Below are 20,874 nucleotides of genomic sequence, written 5' to 3' on the forward strand. Positions count from 1 at the left end.
CCGTGGTGCTGGTCCTGGTGCTGATCGCCGGGCCCCCGGCCGGACGCCACCGAGGCCCCGGCACCGGCGCCCTCGCCCCCGCCGGCCGCCACCGACCGCGGCGCCGCAGACGGCGGGAAGTCGGGCCCGGCCGGAGGCCGCCCGGGAGAGGCCGAGGCGCCCCCGGCCGTCGCACCCGCCGACCCGACTCCCGCCACCGCACCCGCCGCACCGCCCTGCACCGACCCGGCACCCACCGCCGCGCCCACCGCACCCGCCGACCTCCGTGCGTCGGCGGGCGGGCGGCCGGCCCCCGTGAACGGGCAGCGGAGCACCACGGCCCCGGCCCGGCGGACCGCCGGTCCGGGCGGCAGGCCGGACGCCGCGCCCCGGCGCGGGGAGCACGACCGGCCGGAGCCCGGGCCCCCGCCCCGCAAGGACGCCACGACCGCGGCGGCCCCGGCCTTCGAGGAGCTGTACGAGTCCGCCCACACCCGTCTCGTCCAGCAGGTCTTCCTCCTCACCGCGTGCCGGCACCGCGCCGCGCACTGCGTCCAGCGGGCCTTCGGCGAGGCGCGGCGGCAGTGGGACGACGTCGCCGCCGGCCCCGACCCGGAGGGGTGGGTGCGGGCGCGGGCCTGTGAGGCGGCGCTGTCGCCGTGGCACCGGGGCGGTCCGCGCCGGGCGCACGCGTGGCGGCTGCCGCACCGCCGGATCAAGGTCCGCCCGGCCGACGAGTCGCAGGCGGTGCTGCCGGACCACGACCGGCTGACCGACCGGGACCGCGCGCTGCTCAAGGCGCTCAAGCGGCTCTCCCGCCCGCAGCGCCGGGCGCTGGTGCTGCACGACGGCCTGGGCCTGCCGGCCGCCGCGGTGGCCGTCGAGGTGGAGTCGACGCTGGCGGCCGCCGAGGGCCGGGTCTGGGCGGCCCGGACGGCGCTGGCGCAGTGGGTGCCGGAGCTGGCCGGGCCGGACCCGGCGGCGGACGGCTTCGCGGACCGGCTGAGCGCGCTGCTGCACCGGGCGGCGGTCCGCGGCTGCCCGCAGCCGCACCGCCCTGCGGTGCCCCTGCTGCGGGCCCGGTACGGGCTGGCCTCCGCCACCCGGACGGGCGCGGCGGCGCTGATCTCGGTGGCCGTCGCCGGTGCCGCGGTCGCGACGCTGGCCGGCGGCGGGCCGGGCAAGCTGTTCCGGCCCGGCGGGACGCCCGCCCCGACGCTCTGCGCTCCGGCGGCCGACGGCGCCGTCCCCGCTCCCCCGGACGCCCCGGTCACGGGCGTGCGCAGCCTCTGGTGCAGCACCACGCCGGGCGTCGAACCGGTGGTGGTCGACCCGCCGCCGCCCGGGGGCCGCCTGTGGGAGCTGCCGGCCGCGGGGCGTTCCGCCGACGCCCTGCCCCCGCCCGGCCCGGCCGCGACCGGCCCGGTCGCGTGCACCCTCTGGTCCCTGCGTCCCTGCGCGACCGACCGCTGAGACCCGCCGGCCGGCCGCCGCAACGGCGAGCGCCCCCGCCCGGGATTCCGGACGGGGGCGCTCGACGAGCGGGTGGCGTCAGCCGATGAGCTCGCGCGCCAGGCGGGCGGTCTCGGACGGCGTCTTGCCGACCTTGACACCGGCGGCCTCAAGGGCCTCCTTCTTCGCCTGGGCGGTGCCCGAGGAGCCGGAGACGATGGCGCCGGCGTGGCCCATGGTCTTGCCCTCGGGGGCGGTGAAGCCCGCGACGTAGCCGACGACCGGCTTGGTGACGTGCTCGGCGATGTAGGCCGCGGCACGCTCCTCGGCGTCGCCGCCGATCTCACCGATCATGACGATGAGCTCGGTCTCCGGGTCCTCCTGGAACGCCTTGAGGGCGTCGATGTGGGTGGTGCCGATGACCGGGTCACCGCCGATGCCCACGGCCGAGGAGAAGCCGATGTCGCGCAGCTCGTACATGAGCTGGTAGGTCAGGGTGCCCGACTTCGAGACCAGGCCGATCTTGCCGGAGGTGGTGATGTCGGCCGGGATGATGCCGGCGTTCGACTGTCCGGGGCTGATCAGGCCGGGGCAGTTCGGGCCGATGATCCGGGTCTTGTTGCCCTTCGAACCGGCGTAGGCCCAGAAGGCGGCGGTGTCGTGCACCGGGACGCCCTCGGTGATGACGACGGCCAGGCCGATCTCGGCGTCGATGGCCTCGATGACGGCGGCCTTGGTGAAGGCCGGCGGCACGAAGAGGACGGAGACGTCGGCGCCGGTCTCCTTCATGGCCTCGGCGACGGAGCCGAAGACCGGGATCTCGGTGCCGTCGACGTCGACCGTGGTGCCGGCCTTGCGCGGGTTGACACCGCCGACGATCTGGGTGCCGGAGGCGAGCATGCGGCGGGTGTGCTTCATGCCCTCGGCGCCGGTCATGCCCTGAACGATGACCTTGCTGTCCTTGGTAAGGAAGATAGCCATGGTGTGAAAGTCCCCTTCCTTACTTGTTGGCCAGCTCGGCGGCGCGGTCGGCCGCGCCGTCCATGGTGTCCACGCGCTGGACCAGCGGGTGGTTCGCGTCGTCGAGGATCTTGCGACCCAGCTCCGCGTTGTTGCCGTCGAGACGGACGACGAGCGGCTTGGTGACGGCCTCGCCCTTCGACGAGAGCAGCTCCAGGGCCTGCACGATGCCGTTGGCCACGGCGTCGCACGCGGTGATGCCACCGAAGACGTTGACGAAGACCGACTTGACGTCGGGGTCGCCCAGGATGATCTCCAGGCCGTTGGCCATCACCTCGGCGGAGGCGCCGCCACCGATGTCGAGGAAGTTGGCGGGCTTGACGCCGCCGTGCTTCTCGCCCGCGTAGGCGACCACGTCGAGGGTGCTCATGACGAGACCCGCGCCGTTGCCGATGATGCCGACCTCGCCGTCGAGCTTGACGTAGTTCAGGCCCTTGGCCTTCGCCGCCGCCTCCAGCGGGTTGGCGGCGGCCTTGTCCTCGAGCGCCTCGTGCTCGGGCTGGCGGAACTCGGCGTTCTCGTCCAGGGAGACCTTGCCGTCGAGCGCGATGATCTTGCCGTCGCCGGACTTGATCAGCGGGTTGACCTCGACCAGGAGGGCGTCCTCCTTGATGAAGACGACCCAGAGCTTCTGCAGGACGTCGGCGACCTGGTCCGCGATCTCGGCCGGGAACTTCGCGGCGGCGACGATCTCGGCGGCCTTCTCCGGGGTGACACCCTCGTTGGCGTCGACCGGGATCTTGGCGAGCGCGTCGGGGTTCTGCTCGGCGACGACCTCGATCTCCACACCGCCCTCGACGCTGGCCATGGCCAGGAAGGTGCGGTTGGTGCGGTCCAGCAGGAACGAGACGTAGTACTCGTCCTTGATGTCCGCGGTCTGGGCCAGCATCACCTTGTGAACGGTGTGGCCCTTGATGTCCATGCCGAGGATCGCCTCGGCCTTGGCGACGGCGTCCGCCGGGTCGGCGGCGAGCTTCACGCCACCGGCCTTGCCTCGGCCACCCACCTTCACCTGAGCCTTGACGACGGCGCGGCCGCCGAAGCGCTCCGCGATGGCGGCAGCGTCTGCGGCGGTCTCGATGACATCACCGTCAAGCACGGGAACACCGTGCTTGGCGAAGAGGTCCCTCGCCTGGTACTCGAACAGGTCCACGTGTTTGTCCTTGTTCGTGGTCGCGGATTGTGTCTCTACGAGCGTGCCACGGCAGGATCTTCGCTGCGGGTCGTCGGGGCGGTGCGGGTACGCAGAAGTACGGCCTTGCGGCCCACACAGCCACGGGCGCACACGTCAATCAACACGCGCGTCACGTCCGTCTGGCAGGTTATCCCCGGACGACGGGAGTGTTTCGCCCGGGACCGGCCCGTCTTGGGTGAGAACCGTCACAGCGAGCCTGCCTCCGCGTGTCGGGCGCCCTGCTCAGCGGGAGGGCGGAACGGGGGGTCCGGGCGGGTGCGGGTTCGCTCGTCCGGGTGAACCCGCACCCCGGGTGATCAGGTTTCCCGCTCCGGCACCGGGATCGGCCGCCGCTCGATCGCCGCCGCCATGATCTCCGGGAAGGCGTCGGGCGTGCAGGCGAACGCGGGGGCTCCGAGCGCGGCCAGCGCCGCCGCGTGCGCGTGGTCGTACGCGGGGGCGCCTTCGTCGGAGAGCGCGAGCAGCGCGACGAACTGGACGCCGGCCGCCTTCATCGCCGCCACCCGCTTGAGCATCCCGTCCCGGACGCCGCCCTCGTAGAGGTCGCTGATCAGCACCACGACCGTCTCCGACGGGCGGGTGATCCTCGACTGGCAGTAGGCGAGCGCCCGGTTGATGTCGGTGCCGCCGCCGAGCCGCGTGGCGAACAGGACGTCCACCGGGTCGGTGAGCTGCTCGGTGAGGTCGGCCACCGCGGTGTCGAAGACGACCAGGCGGGTGTCCAGCGACCTCATCGAGGCGAGCACCGCGCCGAAGACGGCCGCGTGCACGACGGACGGGGCCATCGAGCCGGACTGGTCGACGCAGAGGATGACGTCCTTCCTCACCGCGCGCCGGGCCCGGGCGTGGCCGACCAGCCGCTCGGGGACGACCGTGCCGTGCTCGGGCAGGTGGTTCTTCAGGTTGGCCCGGATGGTGCGGTCCCAGTCGATGTCGCGGTGGCGCGGGCGGTTCACCCTGGCGCTGCGGTCCAGCGCGCCGCCCAGGGTGGCGCGGGTGCGGTCGGCGAGCCGGCGCTCCAGCTCGGTGACCACCCTGCCGACCACCGCGCGGGCCGTCTCCCGGGTCGTCTCGGGCAGCGCGTGCTTGAGCGAGAGCAGGGTGGCGACCAGGTGGACGTCGGGCTCGACGGCCTCCAGCATCTCCGGCTCCAGCAGCAGCCGGTCCAGGCCGAGCCGGGTGATGGCGTCCTGCTGCATCAGCCGGACGACGGTGGACGGGAAGTACGCGCGGATGTCGCCCAGCCAGCGCGCCACCTGCGGCGCCGAGGCGCCCAGGCCCGCGCCGCGGCGACCCGCCCGGCCCGCCCGGCCCTCCTCGGGCGCCCCGCGGTACAGCGCGCCGAGCGCGCCGTCCATGGCGGCGTCCCGGCCGCGCAGGGTGCAGCCCGTGCCGTCCGCCTCGCCGCCGAGCACCAGCCGCCAGCGGCGCAGCCGCTCCTCGGCGGCGAGGGGGGTGGTCACTGCCATCGGTGCTCCTTCGTGGTCTGCGGTCAGGTGTCGCGGCCGGCGGCCTGGCGCGGGATGCGTGCCACGCCGCCGCCGGGGTCGGCCGGGCGGCCGGGCAGGCCGAGCAGTGTCGCGACCACCGGCAGGGCGGCGTCGGCCCGGGCCCGGTCGAGCCCGGGACCGGTGTCGTCGTCCGCCGCCGGCTCGGCGCCGAGCGGGCCGGCCGCGACCCGGCTGCCGACGGTGGTCCGGACGCCCGCCTCCAGGGCGGAGAAGGTGCGGCGCAGCAGCGGCAGCACGTCGGTGAAGGCCTCGGCCGGCACCGCCGTCAGCCAGGCGTCGAGCAGGCCCAGCAGGCGCGGGTCGTGCAGCAGCAGGGCGCCGCCGCCCGCGAGGAAGCCCTCGACCCAGCCGGCCGCGTCGGCCGGGGCGTTGGCGGCCGAGAGGACCAGGCCCATCCGGCGGCCGGCCTCCTCGGGGTCGAGGCGTCCGTCGTCCAGCAGCAGCCGGACGGCGCGGCCGCGCAGCAGGCCGGGAGCGCCGGTGGCGGGGCCTCCGGCCGGTTCGCGGCGGGCGACCGCCCGCAGGGTGGCGGCCCACCGCTCGGCGAGGTCGCCGTCCGGTGCCAGCAGGCCGATCGCGCCGTGCACCTCGTCGAGGTGGCCGCGCATCGCCGCCGCGCGGGTGGCGTCCAACCCGGTGCAGGCGGGCGGCAGGCCGGCGCAGATCCGGTCGGCGAGGCCGGCCGCGACCCCGGCGAGCGCACCGTCGTCGGTGCCGCGGACGTCGCCGTAGCGCAGTGCGCGGACCAGCGCGGGCAGCGCGCCGGCGAGGTGGGCGACGTCGGTGTCCAGCGCGGCGCGGTCGGCGAGCACCCGCATCACCGCCGGCAGGGCGCCGCCGAGCCCGGCGAGCAGGCACGTCTCCACCAGGCCGGTCAGCTCGGCGAGTTCCGTCGCCGCCCGGGCCGTGGCGGCGGCCTTCCCGGCCGCCGCGGCCTCGACCGTGGTGCCCCACTGGGCGGCCTCGGCGATCCGGACGGCGAAATCGGGCTGCCAGCAGAGCCGCCAGCTCTCGCGGAACGTGCCCGTCGAGCTCACCGCGGACCGGACGGGCACGCCCCAGTCGATGCCGAGCAGCCGCAGCCGGTGCAGCAGCCGGGAGCGGGCCGCGCCGGTCTCCTCGCGCAGGTCGAGGTCGAGCTCGCGCGGCTCCGGACCGGGCTTGAGCCGCAGCGAGCGCTGGAGCCCGGTGAGGTCCCGCTGGAGGGGCACCGCCGGGGCGCCGTCCGGGACCTCGCCGAGCGCGTCGCCGATCACCAGCCGGTCCTGCACCAGGGCGAGGGCGACGTCCGAGCCGTCGCACATCACCGCGCGGACGGCGTCCAGCGTCTCGGCCAGGCCGGCCAGCGGGCGGCCGCGGACCACGGCGAGCGTCCGGGCCAGCCGGACGGCCTCGATGACGTGGGCGGAGGAGACCGGGTGGTCCTCGGCCCGGAGCAGCTCGGCGGCCCTGGTCAGCCAGGAGGGCAGCGGGTCGCCCGGTTCCGCGAACAGGTGGCGGTACCAGCCCGGCGAGACGATCCCGGCGCCGTAGCCGCCGGCCTGCGCGAGCCGGCGGTGCGTCCAGGGCACCCAGGTGATGTCGGTCCTCACCTTCCTCGGCAGGCCGGCCAGCAGGGCCCGGTCGTGGGCGACGGTCGGCATGGTGGCCAGCGCGGGCACGTGGAAGGCGCCGCAGACCACGGCGATCCGCCGGTGCCCCGCCCGCTTGGCGGCCCTGATCTGCCGGCGCATGTACGCCTCGCGCAGGTCGTCCCGCCGGGCGGCGCCGCCCGCCACCCCGGCCTCGCGCAGCGCCGTCATCGCCTCGGCCACCGCGGCGAACGGGGCCAGTGCGTCGGCGCCGGGCGAGCGGTGCTCGACCACGTCCTCCCACCAGCGCTCCGGGTCGTCGTGGCCGGCGGCCTCGGCGAGCAGCCCGATCGGGTCCCCCGGCCGTTCCTCCGCGCCCGCGCCGCCGGCCCCCTCCCCGGCGCCGGTGTCCGCCGCGAGGCCGTACGCCGCCGGGAGGTCGATGAAGTGCACCGGCAGTCCGGCGTCGACGCCGTACCGGATCGCCACCCACTCCGGGGAGAACTCCGCGTACGGCCAGAACGCGGCGCGGGCCGGGTCGTCCACGGCGTGGGCGAGCAGGGCGACCGGCGGCACCATCGTCTTCTCGCCCGCCAGCCCGATGATCGGATCGGCCTCCGGCGGGCCCTCGACCAGCACCACGTCCGGCTCCAGCCGCTCCAGCGCGGCCGCCACCGCGCGGGCCGAACCGGGCCCGTGGTGCCGCACCCCCAGCAGGGTCACCTCTGCGCCGTTCCGCTCGCTCATCGCGCCCTCCCTCCTCCAACCTCGAACTGCGATGCGATCAGCGGGCGTTCTCTCGGGCGGCGCGGTAGAAGTCCTTCCAGCCGTCACGCTCCCGCAGCACGCCCTCGACGTACTCGCGCCACACCACCTGGTCGGCCGCCGGATCGCGCACGACGGCCCCGATCACACCGGCGGCGACGTCCCCGGCCCGCAGCACGCCGTCCCCGAAGTGCGCGGCCAGCGCCATGCCGTTGGTCACCACCGAGATCGCCTCGGCCGTCGACAGGGTGGCGCTCGGCGACTTCACCTTCGTCCGGCCGTCCACCGTGACCCCGGCCCGGAGCTCGCGGAAGACGGTGACCACCCGCCGGATCTCCTCGGCGCCGCCGGGCAGTTCGGGCAGCTCCAGCGAGCGGCCGAGCTGGCCGACCCGCCGGGTGACGATCTCCACCTCCTCCTCCAGCGAGCCGGGCAGTGGCAGCACCACGGTGTTGAACCGCCGGCGCAGGGCGCTCGACAGCTCGTTCACGCCGCGGTCCCGGTCGTTGGCGGTGGCGATCAGGTTGAAGCCCCGCACCGCCTGCGTCTCGCCGCCCAGCTCCGGCACCGGCAGCGTCTTCTCCGACAGGACGGTGATCAGGCTGTCCTGCACGTCGGCCGGAATGCGGGTCAGCTCCTCGACCCGGGCGATCTTCCCGTCCGTCATCGCCCGCATCAGCGGCGACGGCACCAGCGCCTCCCGGCTCGGCCCGTTGGTCAGCAGCTGCGCGTAGTTCCACCCGTACCGGAGGGCCTCCTCCGGCGTACCGGCCGTGCCCTGCACCAGCAGCGTCGAATCGCCGCTGACCGCGGCCGCGAGATGCTCCGACACCCACGTCTTCGCCGTCCCCGGCACGCCGAGCAGCAGCAGCGCGCGGTCCGTCGCCAGCGTCGTCACGGCGACCTCGACCACCCGGCGCGGCCCGACGTACTTGGGCGTGACCACCGTTCCGTCCGGCAGTTCGCCGCCCAGCAGGTAGGTGGCCACCGCCCACGGGGACAGCTTCCAGCGTTCGGGGCGCGGACGGTCGTCCTGCGCGGCCAGCGCGGCCAGCTCCGCCGCGAAGGCGTGCTCCGCGTGCTGCCGCAGAACGTCGGTCATAGGGGCTCCTTCGGGTCGGCCGCCGGACACACCCGTGGCGGGCGGCGAGGTGATCGGGGGGAGCCAGGTCGGCGTCCCGGCCTGCGGGAACAAGCCTGCACCGGCCCACTGACAATCCTGACCGGACCTCAGTTCGGCCACCGGGACTGTCAGTCCCCGGATCTACCGTCGTCGGCATGGAGGAACGCTGGAGCACCGAACACGTCCTGTCCCTGGCGCCCGACGCCGCCTCGCGGAAGGCCGCGGGCAAGCTCTCCTCGCCCGCGTCCTGGTCGGCCACGGGCACCGACGGCAGCGCGCTCTGGGGCGAGTGCGGCGGCAACGGGCGCACGCCCTACCGGACGGTGGTCGAGCTGGCCACGCCCGCCTACACGTGCACCTGCCCGAGCCGGAAGTTCCCCTGCAAGCACGCCCTCGGGCTGCTGCTGTTCTGGAGCGGCACCCCCGGGTCCGTCCCGGCCGCCGAGCCCACCGACTGGGCGTCCGACTGGCTGACGGCGCGACGGGAACGGGCCGGGCTGCGCCCCGTCCGGCCCGAGGCCCCCGCCGACCCGGCCGCCGCCCGCCGGCGCGCCGAGAAGCGCTCCGCCCGGGTCGCCGCCGGCGCCGCCGAACTGCGGCTGCGGCTGACCGACCGGATCCGCCACGGCCTGGCCGACCGGTCCGCCGGCGGCCCCTGGGAGGAGGTCGCGGCCCGCATGGTCGACGCCCAGGCGACCGGCCTCGCCGCCCGCGTCCGCGAACTCGACAGCACCCCCCAGCAGCACCTCCTCGAGGAGTACGCCATGCTCCACCTGCTCGCCACCGCCGCCACCCGGGTCGACGAACTGCCCGCCCCGCTCGCCGCCACCGTCCGCGCCCGGGTCGGCTACACCACGGACACCGCCGACCTCCTGTCCGGCCCGACCGTCCGCGACCGCTGGCACGTCCTCGGCAGCCGCACCTCGCCGATGGACGGCGGCGCGGACGACCGCCTCACCACCCGCCGCCTCTGGCTGCGCGGCGCCAAGACCGGCCGCACCGCCCTCCTGCTCGCCTTCGGCCGCCCCGGCCAGGCCCCCGACCTCGCCCTCCCCACCGGCCACGTCCTGGAAGCCGACCTCGCCTTCCACCCCGGCGCCCGCCCGCTGCGCGCCGTCCTCGGCACCCGCTACGGCGCCCCCGAGCCCGGCCCCGCCACCCCGCCGCCCGGCCTCACCGCCGCCGAGGCCGTCGCCGGGTACGGCACCGCCGTCGCCGACGACCCCTGGCTCGACGCCTGGCCCACCGTCCTCACCGCCACCGTCCCCGTCCTCACCCCCGACGGCTGGCACCTCACCGACGGCCGGCACACCCTCCCCGTCCACCGCGCCGCCACCCCCGAGCCCGCCCTCTGGCGGCTCGCCGCCGTCTCCACCGGCCGCCCCCTCACCGTCTTCGGCGAGCACGGTCACCGGGGCTTCACCCCCGTCACCGCCTGGGGCCCCGACCACCGCCCGATCAACCTCACCACCCCGTAACCGGCGCCCGCCGAGCGCCCGCACCACCCACACCACAACCTCAGGAGCCCACGTGCCCGACCCCTGGGAGTCCCTCCGCACCACCGCCCTCCTCGGCACCGACCGCCGCGCGCTCCCCGAGCTCCACGGCGAGTCCCCCGCCCACCAGGCCGTCGACCGCACCGACTCCGCCACCGCCCTCCTCGAACTCGCCGCCCTGGAGACCGTCCGCCGCCGGGCCGGCGCCCTCCCCACCCCCGTCGCCGGGCCCCTCCCCGACCCCGCCCCCGAGGACGACCGCCCCGAGCTCCCCGCCCCCGCCGCCCGCCGCCTCTCCGTCCTCCTCGGCACCCGCGGCACCGGCACCGCCGCCCTCGCCGGCCTCGCCGAACTGCTCCCCCAGTGGCTCGCCACCGCCCGGGCCCGCGGCTTCCGCCCGCCCGCCGTGCTCGTCCCGGCGCTGCTCGACGCCGCCCGCGCCCGCAGCGAGCTGCGGCCCGACGCGGTCGCCCTGGCCGGCCCGCTCGGCCGCTGGCTCGCCCCCCGCAACCCCGACTGGCGCTTCGTCCTGCGCACCACCGCCGGAGCACCCGCCGGCACCGCCGGGCCCGGCGACGACCGCCTCTGGCACGAGGGCCTCTTCGCCGAGCGCGTCACCCACCTCACGCTGCTCCGCCGCAGCGAGCCCGCCGCCGGCCTCGCCCTGCTCCGGAGCACCTGGCCCGGCGAGCGCGCCGAGGACCGCCTGCTCTTCCTGGACGCCCTCCAGGACGGCCTCTCCCTCGCGGACGAGCCCTTCCTGGAAGCCGCCCTCGGCGACCGCAGCAAGAACGTCCGCGCCACCGCCGCCGAACTGCTCTCGACACTCCCCGGCTCCACCCTCGCCGGCCGCATGGCCGAACGCGCCCGGGCCGCCGTCCGCCTCTCCGAGCGCGGCACGCACCTGCTGGTCACCCCGCCCGCCGAATGCGACCCGGCGATGCAGCGCGACGGCATACCGCTCAGGTCGCCGACCGGGCGCGGCGAACGGGCCTGGTGGTTCGGCGAGGTGATCGCCGCGGCGCCGCTGGCCGTCTGGCACGAGACCACCGGCCTGACCCCGGGCGAGCTCCTCACCCTGCGGGTCGGCGACAGCATCGACGAGACCAACAGCAGCTGGGCCGACGACCTGCGCGAGGCCTGGGCCCGGGCCGCCGTCCGCCAGCAGGACGCCGGCTGGGCCCGGGCGCTCCTCGGCCCGGCCCCCGTCCCCGCGCCGGACCACCGGCGGGCCCGCCCGCCCCGGACGACGGGCGCCCCCGCCAAGCTGCTCTCCGTCCTGCCGCCCGCCGAACGCGCCGCCTGGACGGCCGCGTTCATCGAGGTGCACGGCCTCGGCGAGGCCTTCCAACTGCTCGGCGCCTGCGCCACCCCGTGGACGCCGCCGCTCTCCACCGCCGTGGTCGCCGCCCTCGCCCGGGCCGCCGCCTCCGGCGCGTACCCGTGGAGCCACAGCGGGGTGCTCGGGATGACCGAGCGCGCGCTCGCCCCCGGGACCGCCGCCGCCGTCGAGGAGCTGGCCGCCGGCACCGCCCCCGCCACCGCCTGGGCCGAGACCTTCACCCGGCTGGCCGCCACGCTGCGGTTCCGCGAGGCCATGCTCGCCGAGCTCGGCGCCTGACCCGGGAACGCACGCGGGCCGGTACGGGGGTGATCCCCGTACCGGCCCGTCGGGCGGCGGTCCTAGCCGGCGGCCCGGAGGTTCGCCTCGACCCACGCCACCACGTCCCGGGTCGGCGTGCCCGGGGTGAAGATGTCGGCGACGCCCATGGCCTTGAGCTCGACGATGTCCTCGTCCGGGATGATCCCGCCGCAGAAGACCTTGATGTCCTCCGCCTCGCGCTCCTTCAGCAGCTCCAGCACCCGCGCGCAGAGCGTCATGTGCGCGCCGGAGAGGACCGACAGCCCGATGCCGTCCGCGTCCTCCTGGATCGCGGTGTCGACGATCTGCTCGGGCGTCTGGTGCAGGCCGGTGTAGATGACCTCCATACCGGCGTCGCGCAGGGCACGCGCGATGACCTTGGCGCCGCGGTCGTGACCGTCGAGCCCGGGCTTGGCGACCACCACACGGATCGGCCCTGACACACCCATCACTGCCTCCTGGACTTCGTCGTCCACCACCCCAGACCTCGTCGGGCACGGGCGCGGTTAACCACCAATAACAAACCTGAGGGGAGGTTAGCGCCACCCGGCCCCGCCGACCGTGCCGCCCCTCAAGAGGAGGGGAAAATCACAGCCCAACCGCTTGCTACCCGCCGGTCACCTCGAGTCTTCCACCGGCGGGCCCGCAAAAATCCGTCCACAGCCCGCCAACTCCCCTCTTGACTTACGGACTTTTGTCCGCATGTCGGCGTTACGGCTACAGTCTCGGCAGTTTTCCCCTCGCCCGACGACGTGCCCGAGGCCCACCGAGGAGGCAGCCCCCGATGGCTCCCGACGCCGCCGCCCGCCCGACCCGGGCGGAGCTGCGCCTGGCCGCCCGCGAGCAGTCGCGCGCCCAGCGCCGCGGCGCCGCCAAGGCCGCCACCCGGACGGCGCTGCTGCGCGTCGCCCTGCCCTCGGTGGCCGCGCTCGGAGTGGCGGCGGCCGCCGCCGTCACCGTCCAGGGCGAGGCCGGCCAGCAGCGCACCCAGGCCGCCGGCCTGGTTCCCGAGCAGGCCACGGCCGCGGACGCGCCGGACAACGCGCCCGCCCGGGCCGCCGCCCAGCAGGCGATCGCCGTGGACGGCGCCGGCCAGGCCTCACGCGGCGACGCCCGCCAGCCGCTCTCCGGCGACCAGCCCGCCCCCGCCCCGGCCGCCCAGCCGGCCGCCGAGCCCACCGCCGAACCGGCCCAGCCCAAGGTGGTCATGCCGGTCGCCCAGCACGGCCTCGGCGAGCTGTTCGGGGAGGCCGGCACCCACTGGGCCAACCGCCACACCGGGATCGACTTCCCCGTCGACGGCGGCACCCCGGTCATGGCCGTCACCGACGGCACGATCCGCACGCAGTGGAACCCGTCGTACGGCTACATGACGATCTTGAAGATGTCCGACGGCACCGAGGCCTGGTACTGCCACCTGCGGGCGTACAAGATCCGCAAGGGGCCGGTGAAGCAGGGCGACGTCATCGCCTTCGTCGGCAGCAGCGGCAACAGCACCGGGCCGCACCTGCACTTCGAGATCCGGCCGCCCGGCGGCAGCGGGCCGGTCGACCCGCTGCCGTGGTTCCTCGCCAACGGCCTGGACCCTCGCTGACCGAGCCGTCGGCCGTCCGGGCACCGGCTGCCCGGCCGGCGGCCCGGGGGCCGCCGGCCGTCAGAGCTTCTCCACCGGCGCGTACCGCAGCAGCAGCTGCTTGCGCCCCTCCGTCCCGAAGTCGACGGTGGCCTGCGCCTTGTCCCCGACGCCCGTGGTGGCCACCACCGTGCCCAGCCCGAAGGTGTCGTGGGTGACCCGGTCCCCGACCGCCAGGGCCACGACCTCCCGCTCGACCGCCGCGCCGGCCCGCCGCGCCGACTGCCCCCAGCCCGCCTTCGGCGAGGCCGCAGCCCCGCCGCGCGCCCCGCCGCGCGAGGAACCGCCGGACCCACCCGAGCCGCCGAAGCCCGAGCCGGTGGACCTGCCGCCCCAGGACGACCCCGAGGAGTACCCGCGCGAGGCCGGCACCGGGGCCGCCCCCGTCCGCTTCCACTCGACCAGGTTCTCCGGGATCTCCTCCAGGAACCGCGAGGCCGGGTTGTACGAGGGCTGGCCCCAGGCGCTGCGCAGCACCGAGCGGGTCAGGTAGAGCCGCTCCCGCGCGCGGGTGAGCCCGACGTACGCGAGCCGCCGCTCCTCCTCCAGCTCCTTGACCTGGTTGAGCGCCCGCATGTGCGGGAAGATCCCGTCCTCCATGCCGGTCAGGAAGACCACCGGGAACTCCAGGCCCTTGGCGGTGTGCAGGGTCATCATCGTGATGACGCCCTGCCCCTCCTCGTCCTCGTCCGGGATCTGGTCGGAGTCGGCGACCAGCGCGACCCGCTCCAGGAAGTCGGCCAGCGAGCCGACCGGCGGCGCACCGTCCTCGCCCGCGTCGGGCCGCTCGCCCGGGTCCTGCTCGTACTCCAGGGCCACCGACGCGAGCTCCTGGAGGTTCTCCACCCGGGTCTCGTCCTGCGGGTCGGTCGAGGACTGGAGCTCGGCGAGGTACCCCGTCTCCTCCAGCACCGCCTCCAGCACCGCGGCCGGCCCGGCGCCCGAGGCGACGACCTGCCGCAGCCCGGCCATCAGCTCGTTGAACTTGCGCACCGCGTTCGCCGACCGCGCGGCCATCCCGTACGCCTCGTCCACCCGCTGGAGCGCCTGCGCGAAGGAGATCCGCTCGCGCGAGGCCAGCGCGTCGATCATCGCCTCGGCCCGCTCGCCGATGCCGCGCTTGGGCACGTTGAGGATCCGGCGCAGCGGCACGGTGTCCTCCGGGTTGGAGAGCACCCGCAGGTACGCCAGGACGTCCCTGACCTCCTTGCGCTCGTAGAAGCGCACCCCGCCGACCACCTTGTAGGGCAGGCCGACCCGGATGAACACCTCCTCGAACACACGGGACTGCGCGTTGGTCCGGTAGAAGATCGCGACGTCGCCGGGCTTGGCGTCGCCCGCGTCGGTCAGCCGGTCGATCTCGTCGGCGATGAACTGGGCCTCGCCGTGCTCGTCGTCCGCGACGTACCCGACGACCTTCTCGCCGTGGTCGCCGGCCGTCCAGAGCTTCTTCTCCCGGCGGCTGGTGTTCCGCTCGATGACGGCGTTGGCGGCGCTCAGGATGGTCTGGGTGGAGCGGTAGTTCTGCTCCAGCAGGATCGTGGTCGCGTTCGGGTAGTCCTCCTCGAACTGGAGGATGTTGCGGATCGTCGCGCCGCGGAAGGCGTAGATCGACTGGTCCGCGTCACCGACGACGCAGAGCTCGGCCGGCGGCACCTCGGCCAGCCGCCCGGCCGCCGGGTTCACGAAGTCCCCGTCCGCGGTGCGCTTCGGGGCACTGGCGACGGCGCCCCCGCTGAGCTCGCGCACCAGCATGTACTGGGCGTGGTTGGTGTCCTGGTACTCGTCGACCAGGATGTGCCGGAACCGCCGCCGGTAGTGCTCCGCGACGTCGGGGAAGGCCTGGAGCAGGTTCACCGTCGTCATGATGATGTCGTCGAAGTCGAGCGCGTTGGCCTCGCGCAGCCGCCGCTGGTAGAGGAAGTACGCCTCGGCGAGCTTCTTCTCCGTCGGGTTGGCGGCCTGGTCCGCGTACGTCTCCTCGTCGATCAGCTCGTTCTTCAGGTTGCTGATCTTCGCGGTGAAGGACTTCGGCGGGAACTGCTTCGGGTCGAGGTCGAGGTCCCGGCAGACCAGGGACATCAGCCGCTGCGAGTCCGCCGAGTCGTAGATCGAGAACGACGAGGTGAAGCCGAGCAGCTTGGACTCGCGGCGCAGGATCCGCACGCAGGCGCTGTGGAAGGTGGAGACCCACATCGCCCGGGCCCGCGGCCCGACCAGCTGCTCGACGCGCTCGCGCATCTCGCCGGCCGCCTTGTTAGTGAAGGTGATCGCCAGGATCTCGCCCGGCTGCACCCCGCGGGCGCCCAGCAGGTGGGCGATCCGGTGGGTCAGCACCCGCGTCTTGCCGGAGCCGGCGCCGGCCACGATGAGCAGCGGCGAGCCCGCGTGCAGCACGGCCTCGCGCTGCGGGTCGTTCATCCCCTCCAGCAGCTGGACCGGGTCGACCACGGTGCGGGGGGCGCCGTTGCGGTACCAGGAGTCCCGCTCGGTCTCCGCGGCGTGGTCGGTCCGGAAGAGCCCCTCCGGGATCGCCTCCTCGTACGCGTCGTACGGGACGTCGTCCTCGTACGGCGGCGGCTCCTCGTCAATGGGCGCGGCGGCGGGCTGCTGCTTCGACCCGGCGGCGGGCCCGGCGGCGGGGGCCTCGAAACCGGGGAGCGGGAGGTCGTCAAAGAGGCTACTCATGGCACTCCGAGTCTATGGCCACGCACCGACAGGCCAGCCCGGCCCGAAGGATTCCGGACCGGGCGGGCCTGACGCCATCAGTGCGACCAGTACGGGTCGTCGATGGTTGCGCACTCCTTGTAGCTGTCCTTCGGCCCCTGGGTGAAGCCGCCGTACCCGTCGGGCCCGGTGGTGTCGACGACGTCGAAAACGGAGGCCTCCAGCCTGGCGCAGCCGTTCACGTCCACGTCGAACCGGAGGCTGAACCGCGAGCCGTTCACCTCCACGGAACCCCCTTCGCGCCGGACCGAGTAGCCCTTCCCGGACCAAAGCGCCTGGACCACGTCGAGCGGCTCGCTCCACCTCCTCGGCGTGATCCGGACCCGAGCCACCTGGCCGGCGGACAGTGCGCCCCGGCCCGTCTTCTTGCATCCGGCGGTACCGCAGAATCCGGTCAGGTAAGCCTCGCTGCCGTAGCCCGCCTCGGTCCACTGGAGTCCGGGCTGGAAGGCCCCCGCCACCGCGGTGAGTTCGGCCTCGATCTGCTGCTGCGCCCGGTCGACCGGCACGGCCGGTTCATCGGACTCCGGCCAGAAGCACCAGCCGATCAGCGCCAGCACCACCACGGGCACCGCTACCCGCCGCACCGTGAGCCTCACCTCGGATCCTGCCGGGTGATCGTGCTCCCGTGGCCGCTCACGATCCTGCCGATGTTGGCGAGCGAGTCACCGCCCTTGTCGCGCTTCCCGAAGTAGTTGTCGTGGGAGTCGTCCACCGTTCCGTCCGCCACCGCGAAGCGCTGCCCACCGAAGGTCTGGCTGGCCGGATCCGTCCCGTGCCAGGAACCGTCGGGGTGCACCAGCGCCTCGTACGCCGCGACGCCGGGAACGAGCATCCCGGGGGCTGGAGCGGCGGCCACCGGGTCGGCCTTGGCCGTGCCGACGTACACGTGGTCCGCGCCGACCCCGAGCTTCGACGCCTTGTCCACCCCGACACCCGGGCTGCCGACCAGGACGATGTCATCCGCGGCGAGGCCGCCGGGGCGTTGGGTCGACTGTCCGACCACCAGGGATCCGTAGCTGTGCCCAATCGAGGTCATGTGCGCCGGCCAGCCCTCGTGGCTGGCACGGAGCCCGGTGATGAACTGGTTGTACGCGGCCCCTCCGTCGACCGCCCGCTCCTTCGTGAGCACTGAGGGGCCGTCCAGCTGCGGGGCGTCGTAACCCAGCCAGAACACGGACGCGATACTCGGCCCGCCGGGCTCGTGGTTGTCCGTCGCGGCCGTCTCGGCCGACCGGTAGACCCGCAGTGCCGAGGATGCGTCGCCCTTTCCGGCGCCCGACAGGTCGCTGTTCAGTCCGGGCACCATCGACGAGACGTTCCGTGCCTTGTCCGGGTCGCCCCAGGACAGGATCGCGCGGCCCTGCCCCTGGTCGCCGATCCCCAACAGCAGCAGCGGCGGGTTGGAGCCCGGCCCGCCACCATCGGGAAGCTTTCCGTCGATCCGCTTCTGGATGTCCTTGAAGCCCTCCAGCTTCTTCTTCTCGGCGTCCGACAGGTGGCCCGTCTTCTCCTTCTTCTCGTACTGCTCGATCAGCCGCGGCAGCAGGATCTGGTTGGCCTGGTTACGTGCCGCCGCCGGGATCCCGTCCCGGTTGCCGAGCTGGTCGGGGTGCTCGGCGATGAGCCTCTGCTGCTCCACCGACGAGAGGCCCATCCACCAGTCGTGCACCTGCGCCGGCGAGGCGTCCTTGGCCGGCCAGCCGGCCGCGGTCAGCTGCCGTCCGAGCTCCTCGATCGCGTCCAGCTCGGTGGTCGCCGCATCGGGGTTCAGCTCGTAGCCGGCCTTGACGCCCGCGGTGATCTTGCCCAGCCGATCAGCGACCCGCTGATCGGCGGAGGTGGCTTCGGTGAGGGCCTGGTTGATGCGGTTGACCAGTGCCTGGGCACGTTTCGGCGCGTCGTAGTCCCCGTCGTGCTTGTCGGCCTCCGTCGGCGCGGGATACGTGATGGAGCCGTCCGATCCGACCGTGAATCCGGCTCGCACGGCTTCGTCGACGGCGCCGTGGAGTTTGGCCTGGGCGAGCTCGAACGCCTCACCGGCCTCCCGCAGGAGTACGGCAGTGGCGTGCAACGCCTTGTGCGAGCCGTCGAGCCTGGTGTTCGTCTGCTGGAGTTTCTTCGTCGCGGCCTCGGCGGCCGTACCCGTCCACTTGCCCCCGTGGCTTATCCAGCGAGCAGCCTCCTTCACCGCCTCGAAGTGCTCGCCGTTCACCTTTCCCAACGATTCATAGGCCTCCGCGGCCGCGCGCAACTTGTCCGGCCGGGCATCCCGGAGCTGGAGGAAGTCGACCATCAGCGGCCACCGCCCATGCCGCCGTACACGGAGAACTCGGCGTCCGTGTAGTTCTTCGCAGCGGTCACCATGTTGAGGCCGTTGGTGTCGACCTCCGCGGCGAGCGCGCGCAGGCGGTCCTCCCAGGCCTGCGTGCACGCGGCGAGCGCGGCTCCCGTGGACCAGCCTCCGAGTACGGCGACCGCCTCGTCGGACGGTTTCTGTATTCGCCCCAGCTCGCCCGGCATCAGGGCGGCGATCTCCTGTGTCTTCTTCCCCACGTTCGTCAGGCCGTGCGGATCGACCTTGACTGCGTCCCCCATGTTCCCCCCTGTCTGTGGCCCGGCGGGTGCCGGGCCACAGACAGGCTAACAATCCGCAGTGGACGATCAACAGAGCGTCCCGATCGCTGCGTCAGACCAGGCGGCGGGCGGTGGCCCAGCGGGTCAGCTCGTGCCGGTTGCTCAGCTGGAGCTTGCGCAGCACCGCCGAGACGTGGCTCTCCACCGTCTTCACCGAGATGAAGAGCTGCTTGGCGATCTCCTTGTACGCGTAGCCGCGCGCGATCAGCCGCAGCACCTCGCGCTCGCGCTGGGTCAGCCGGTCGAGGTCCTCGTCCACCGGCGGGGTGTCGGTGGCGGCGAAGGCGTCCAGCACGAAACCGGCCAGCCGGGGCGAGAACACCGCGTCGCCGTCGGAGATCCGGAAGATCGCGTTGACCAGGTCGGTGCCGGTGATGGTCTTGGTGACGTAGCCGCGGGCACCGCCGCGGATCACGCCGATCACGTCCTCGGCGGCGTCGGAGACGGAGAGCGCGAGGAACTTCACCCCGCCCTGCTCGCCCATCAGCCCGGCCGAGCGGCGCAGCACCTCGACCCCGCCCCCGCCGGGCAGGTGGACGTCGAGCAGCACCACGTCCGGCCTGGTCTCGGCGACCACCCGGACCGCCGACTCGACGTCATCGGCCTCGCCGACCACGTCGATCCCGGTCGCCTCGGTGCGCCCGATCTCGGCCCGGACCCCGGTGCGGAACATCCGGTGGTCGTCGACCAGCACGACCCGCGCGACCCGCCCCTCGCCGTCGGCCGGGGGCACCCCCATCGGCGCTGCCTCAGTCATTCGTTCTCTCCATCTCCAGCTCGACCTCGGTCCCGCCGTCCGGCGCCGGCCGCACCCGTGCGGTGCCGCCGTTGCGCTTCATCCGGCCGAGGATCGACTCGCGGACACCCATCCGGTCCTCGGGCACCGTGTCGGGGTCGAAGCCGGGACCGTGGTCGCGGACGAACACCATCACCGTCCTCCCCTCGACCTCGGCGTAGACCTGGACCGGTCCTCCGCCACCGTACTTGGCCGCGTTGACCGTCGCCTCCCTCGCGGCCTGCATCTGTGCCGCGATCCGCTCGTCCATCGGGCAGTCGCCGACGATCACCAGCTCGACCGGGACCCCGTGGCGGTCCTCGACCTCGGCGACCACGGCGCGCAGGCTCTCCGCCATGGTGTCCGGCGCCTCCTCGGCGGCCGCCTCCGGACGGTAGAGCCAGAGCCGCAGCTCGCGCTCCTGGGCCCGGGCGAGCCGCAGCACCTCCTTCGGGTCCTCGGCCCGGCGCTGGATCAGGGTCAGCGTGTGCAGCACCGAGTCGTGGACGTGCGCGGCGATCTCGGCACGCTCCTGGGCGCGGATGCGGGCGGTCCGCTCGGCGCCGAGGTCCTGCCACATCCGGAGCGCGTACGGGCCGACCAGCACCAGCACGCCGGCCAGCACGGCGAGCGAGGCCTCGATCACCGAGCCGAGCGTGGAGCCGCTGCCCTGCATGGCGAGGAAGGCGATGGTGCCGGCCACCACCAGCAGCACGCCGCCGCCGACCCGGGTGTAGGCGCCGCGCCGCTTCTCGCCCTCCTCCAGGCCGAACCAGCGCTGCCAGCGCGAGTCGTCGGCCTGCCGCCAGACCAGCGCGACGCCGACGCCGATCGCCAGCAGCGGCCAGGTGTACGGCCGCGCGGTCTGCACGCCGAGCGCGTTCAGCAGGGCGATCAGGCCGATCACCACCATGACCAGCGCGGCGAGCTGCCCCAGGCCGCCCTGGCCCTTCGAGGCGGCCCGGACCTGCGCCGGCTCGGCGCCGGGCTCGGCGGCGGGCTCGCCCTGCAGCGCGTGCTGGAGCAGCTCCCGCAGCCGGCCGATCCAGCCGCGCCGCCCCTTGCTCAGCTCCGCGCCGGACGCGCCGGAGGCCTGCCAGGAGCCGGCCGGTACGAACGCCCCGTTGACGTACACCCAGTGCGCGCCGCCGCGCTGAGCGGGCTCGCCGATGCCTATCGGCACCACGAACCAGAACGCCGCGTACAGCAGCGCGCCGATGCCCTGGGCGAAGAAGAGCAGCACGAAGGCGCCCCGGACCCAGGCGACCGGGAGCCCGAGGTGCACCGCGAGCCCGTGCGCGACACCGCCGAGCATCCGGCCCTGCGGGCTCCGGTAGAGCCTGCGGTA

16 protein-coding genes are annotated in these 20,874 nt (G+C 74.5%); 4 read left to right on the forward strand and 12 right to left on the reverse strand.

The window, feature by feature from the left end; genetic code table 11:
* Nucleotides 1–294 precede the first annotated feature (294 nt).
* Nucleotides 295–1,452, forward strand: coding sequence for an RNA polymerase sigma factor (locus tag ACFC1F_RS20075; protein ID WP_376159993.1), 1,158 nt, complete (start codon nt 295–297; stop codon nt 1,450–1,452).
* Between the two features lie 78 nt (nt 1,453–1,530).
* Here the strand turns inward: ACFC1F_RS20075 and sucD are convergent, their stop codons facing one another.
* From sucD to ACFC1F_RS20100, 5 genes are all read right to left on the reverse strand, one after another.
* On the reverse strand, nt 1,531–2,412 hold the full coding sequence (gene sucD, locus ACFC1F_RS20080) for a succinate--CoA ligase subunit alpha (RefSeq protein WP_209414115.1): 882 nt from the start codon (nt 2,410–2,412) through the stop codon (nt 1,531–1,533).
* 19 nt (nt 2,413–2,431) lie between these two features.
* The gene (gene sucC / locus ACFC1F_RS20085) at nt 2,432–3,604 is read right to left on the reverse strand and encodes an ADP-forming succinate--CoA ligase subunit beta (RefSeq protein WP_209414114.1); all 1,173 of its coding nucleotides are present in this window, start codon (nt 3,602–3,604) and stop codon (nt 2,432–2,434) included.
* A 338-nt stretch (nt 3,605–3,942) separates the two neighbouring features.
* On the reverse strand, nt 3,943–5,115 hold the full coding sequence (locus ACFC1F_RS20090; protein ID WP_376159996.1) for a VWA domain-containing protein: 1,173 nt from the start codon (nt 5,113–5,115) through the stop codon (nt 3,943–3,945).
* Between the two features lie 23 nt (nt 5,116–5,138).
* Entirely contained in the window at nt 5,139–7,475 is a 2,337-nt protein-coding gene (locus ACFC1F_RS20095; protein WP_376159998.1) for a DUF5682 family protein, read from the reverse strand.
* A gap of 37 nt (nt 7,476–7,512) precedes the next feature.
* Nucleotides 7,513–8,595, reverse strand: coding sequence for an AAA family ATPase (locus tag ACFC1F_RS20100; protein WP_376160000.1), 1,083 nt, complete (start codon nt 8,593–8,595; stop codon nt 7,513–7,515).
* Nucleotides 8,596–8,771: 176 nt separating this feature from the next.
* On the opposite strand from ACFC1F_RS20100, the gene ACFC1F_RS20105 reads away from it, so the two are divergent.
* A complete protein-coding gene (locus ACFC1F_RS20105; protein ID WP_376160002.1) occupies nt 8,772–10,094 on the forward strand; it encodes an SWIM zinc finger family protein in 1,323 nt (440 codons plus the stop codon).
* Nucleotides 10,095–10,146: 52 nt separating this feature from the next.
* A complete protein-coding gene (locus ACFC1F_RS20110) occupies nt 10,147–11,733 on the forward strand; it encodes a DUF5691 domain-containing protein (RefSeq protein WP_376160004.1) in 1,587 nt (528 codons plus the stop codon).
* Between the two features lie 62 nt (nt 11,734–11,795).
* On the opposite strand, the gene ACFC1F_RS20115 is transcribed toward ACFC1F_RS20110, so the two are convergent.
* Nucleotides 11,796–12,203 carry a cobalamin B12-binding domain-containing protein gene (locus tag ACFC1F_RS20115; protein ID WP_148644434.1) on the reverse strand — a complete coding sequence of 136 codons (408 nt, stop codon included), beginning with the start codon at nt 12,201–12,203 and terminating at the stop codon, nt 11,796–11,798.
* A 335-nt stretch (nt 12,204–12,538) separates the two neighbouring features.
* Here ACFC1F_RS20115 and ACFC1F_RS20120 point away from each other — a divergent pair, with 335 nt between their 5' ends.
* On the forward strand, nt 12,539–13,348 hold the full coding sequence (locus ACFC1F_RS20120; RefSeq protein ID WP_376160006.1) for a M23 family metallopeptidase: 810 nt from the start codon (nt 12,539–12,541) through the stop codon (nt 13,346–13,348).
* A 60-nt stretch (nt 13,349–13,408) separates the two neighbouring features.
* Here ACFC1F_RS20120 and pcrA read toward each other — a convergent pair whose 3' ends face one another.
* The 6 genes from pcrA to ACFC1F_RS20150 form a co-directional block, all read right to left on the reverse strand.
* Nucleotides 13,409–16,075: a DNA helicase PcrA gene (pcrA, locus tag ACFC1F_RS20125; protein WP_376160007.1), complete on the reverse strand. Its 2,667-nt coding sequence runs from the start codon at nt 16,073–16,075 to the stop codon at nt 13,409–13,411.
* 77 nt (nt 16,076–16,152) lie between these two features.
* On the reverse strand, nt 16,153–16,713 hold the full coding sequence (locus tag ACFC1F_RS20130) for a hypothetical protein (RefSeq protein ID WP_376160009.1): 561 nt from the start codon (nt 16,711–16,713) through the stop codon (nt 16,153–16,155).
* Nucleotides 16,710–18,410, reverse strand: a complete 1,701-nt coding sequence (locus ACFC1F_RS20135; protein ID WP_376160011.1) for an alpha/beta hydrolase — start codon at nt 18,408–18,410, stop codon at nt 16,710–16,712. Before ACFC1F_RS20135 ends, ACFC1F_RS20130 begins: the two co-directional genes overlap by 4 nt.
* Nucleotides 18,410–18,712, reverse strand: a complete 303-nt coding sequence (locus ACFC1F_RS20140) for a hypothetical protein (protein ID WP_376160013.1) — start codon at nt 18,710–18,712, stop codon at nt 18,410–18,412. Before ACFC1F_RS20140 ends, ACFC1F_RS20135 begins: the two co-directional genes overlap by 1 nt.
* A gap of 91 nt (nt 18,713–18,803) precedes the next feature.
* Nucleotides 18,804–19,490 (reverse strand): response regulator transcription factor, encoded by a 687-nt coding sequence (locus tag ACFC1F_RS20145; protein WP_209414136.1) that lies wholly within the window; start codon nt 19,488–19,490, stop codon nt 18,804–18,806.
* A 10-nt stretch (nt 19,491–19,500) separates the two neighbouring features.
* Nucleotides 19,501–20,841, reverse strand: coding sequence for an ATP-binding protein (locus tag ACFC1F_RS20150; protein ID WP_209414137.1), 1,341 nt, complete (start codon nt 20,839–20,841; stop codon nt 19,501–19,503).
* Between the last annotated feature and the right edge of the window lie 33 nt (nt 20,842–20,874).

This window comes from Kitasatospora sp. NPDC056181, from assembly GCF_042266225.1.
GTDB lineage: Bacteria > Actinomycetota > Actinomycetes > Streptomycetales > Streptomycetaceae > Kitasatospora.

Coding starts and splice junctions, on each gene's coding strand:
- sucD (WP_209414115.1), bottom strand. CDS start 2,412: ATGGCTATCTTCCTTACCAAGGACAGCAAGGTCATCGTTCAGGGCATG.
- ACFC1F_RS20090 (WP_376159996.1), bottom strand. CDS start 5,115: ATGGCAGTGACCACCCCCCTCGCCGCCGAGGAGCGGCTGCGCCGCTGG.
- ACFC1F_RS20095 (WP_376159998.1), bottom strand. CDS start 7,475: ATGAGCGAGCGGAACGGCGCAGAGGTGACCCTGCTGGGGGTGCGGCAC.
- ACFC1F_RS20100 (WP_376160000.1), bottom strand. CDS start 8,595: ATGACCGACGTTCTGCGGCAGCACGCGGAGCACGCCTTCGCGGCGGAG.
- ACFC1F_RS20105 (WP_376160002.1), top strand. CDS start 8,772: ATGGAGGAACGCTGGAGCACCGAACACGTCCTGTCCCTGGCGCCCGAC.
- ACFC1F_RS20115 (WP_148644434.1), bottom strand. CDS start 12,203: ATGGGTGTGTCAGGGCCGATCCGTGTGGTGGTCGCCAAGCCCGGGCTC.
- ACFC1F_RS20120 (WP_376160006.1), top strand. CDS start 12,539: ATGGCTCCCGACGCCGCCGCCCGCCCGACCCGGGCGGAGCTGCGCCTG.
- pcrA (WP_376160007.1), bottom strand. CDS start 16,075: ATGAGTAGCCTCTTTGACGACCTCCCGCTCCCCGGTTTCGAGGCCCCC.
- ACFC1F_RS20135 (WP_376160011.1), bottom strand. CDS start 18,410: ATGGTCGACTTCCTCCAGCTCCGGGATGCCCGGCCGGACAAGTTGCGC.
- ACFC1F_RS20140 (WP_376160013.1), bottom strand. CDS start 18,712: ATGGGGGACGCAGTCAAGGTCGATCCGCACGGCCTGACGAACGTGGGG.
- ACFC1F_RS20145 (WP_209414136.1), bottom strand. CDS start 19,490: ATGGGGGTGCCCCCGGCCGACGGCGAGGGGCGGGTCGCGCGGGTCGTG.
- ACFC1F_RS20150 (WP_209414137.1), bottom strand. CDS start 20,841: ATGCTCGGCGGTGTCGCGCACGGGCTCGCGGTGCACCTCGGGCTCCCG.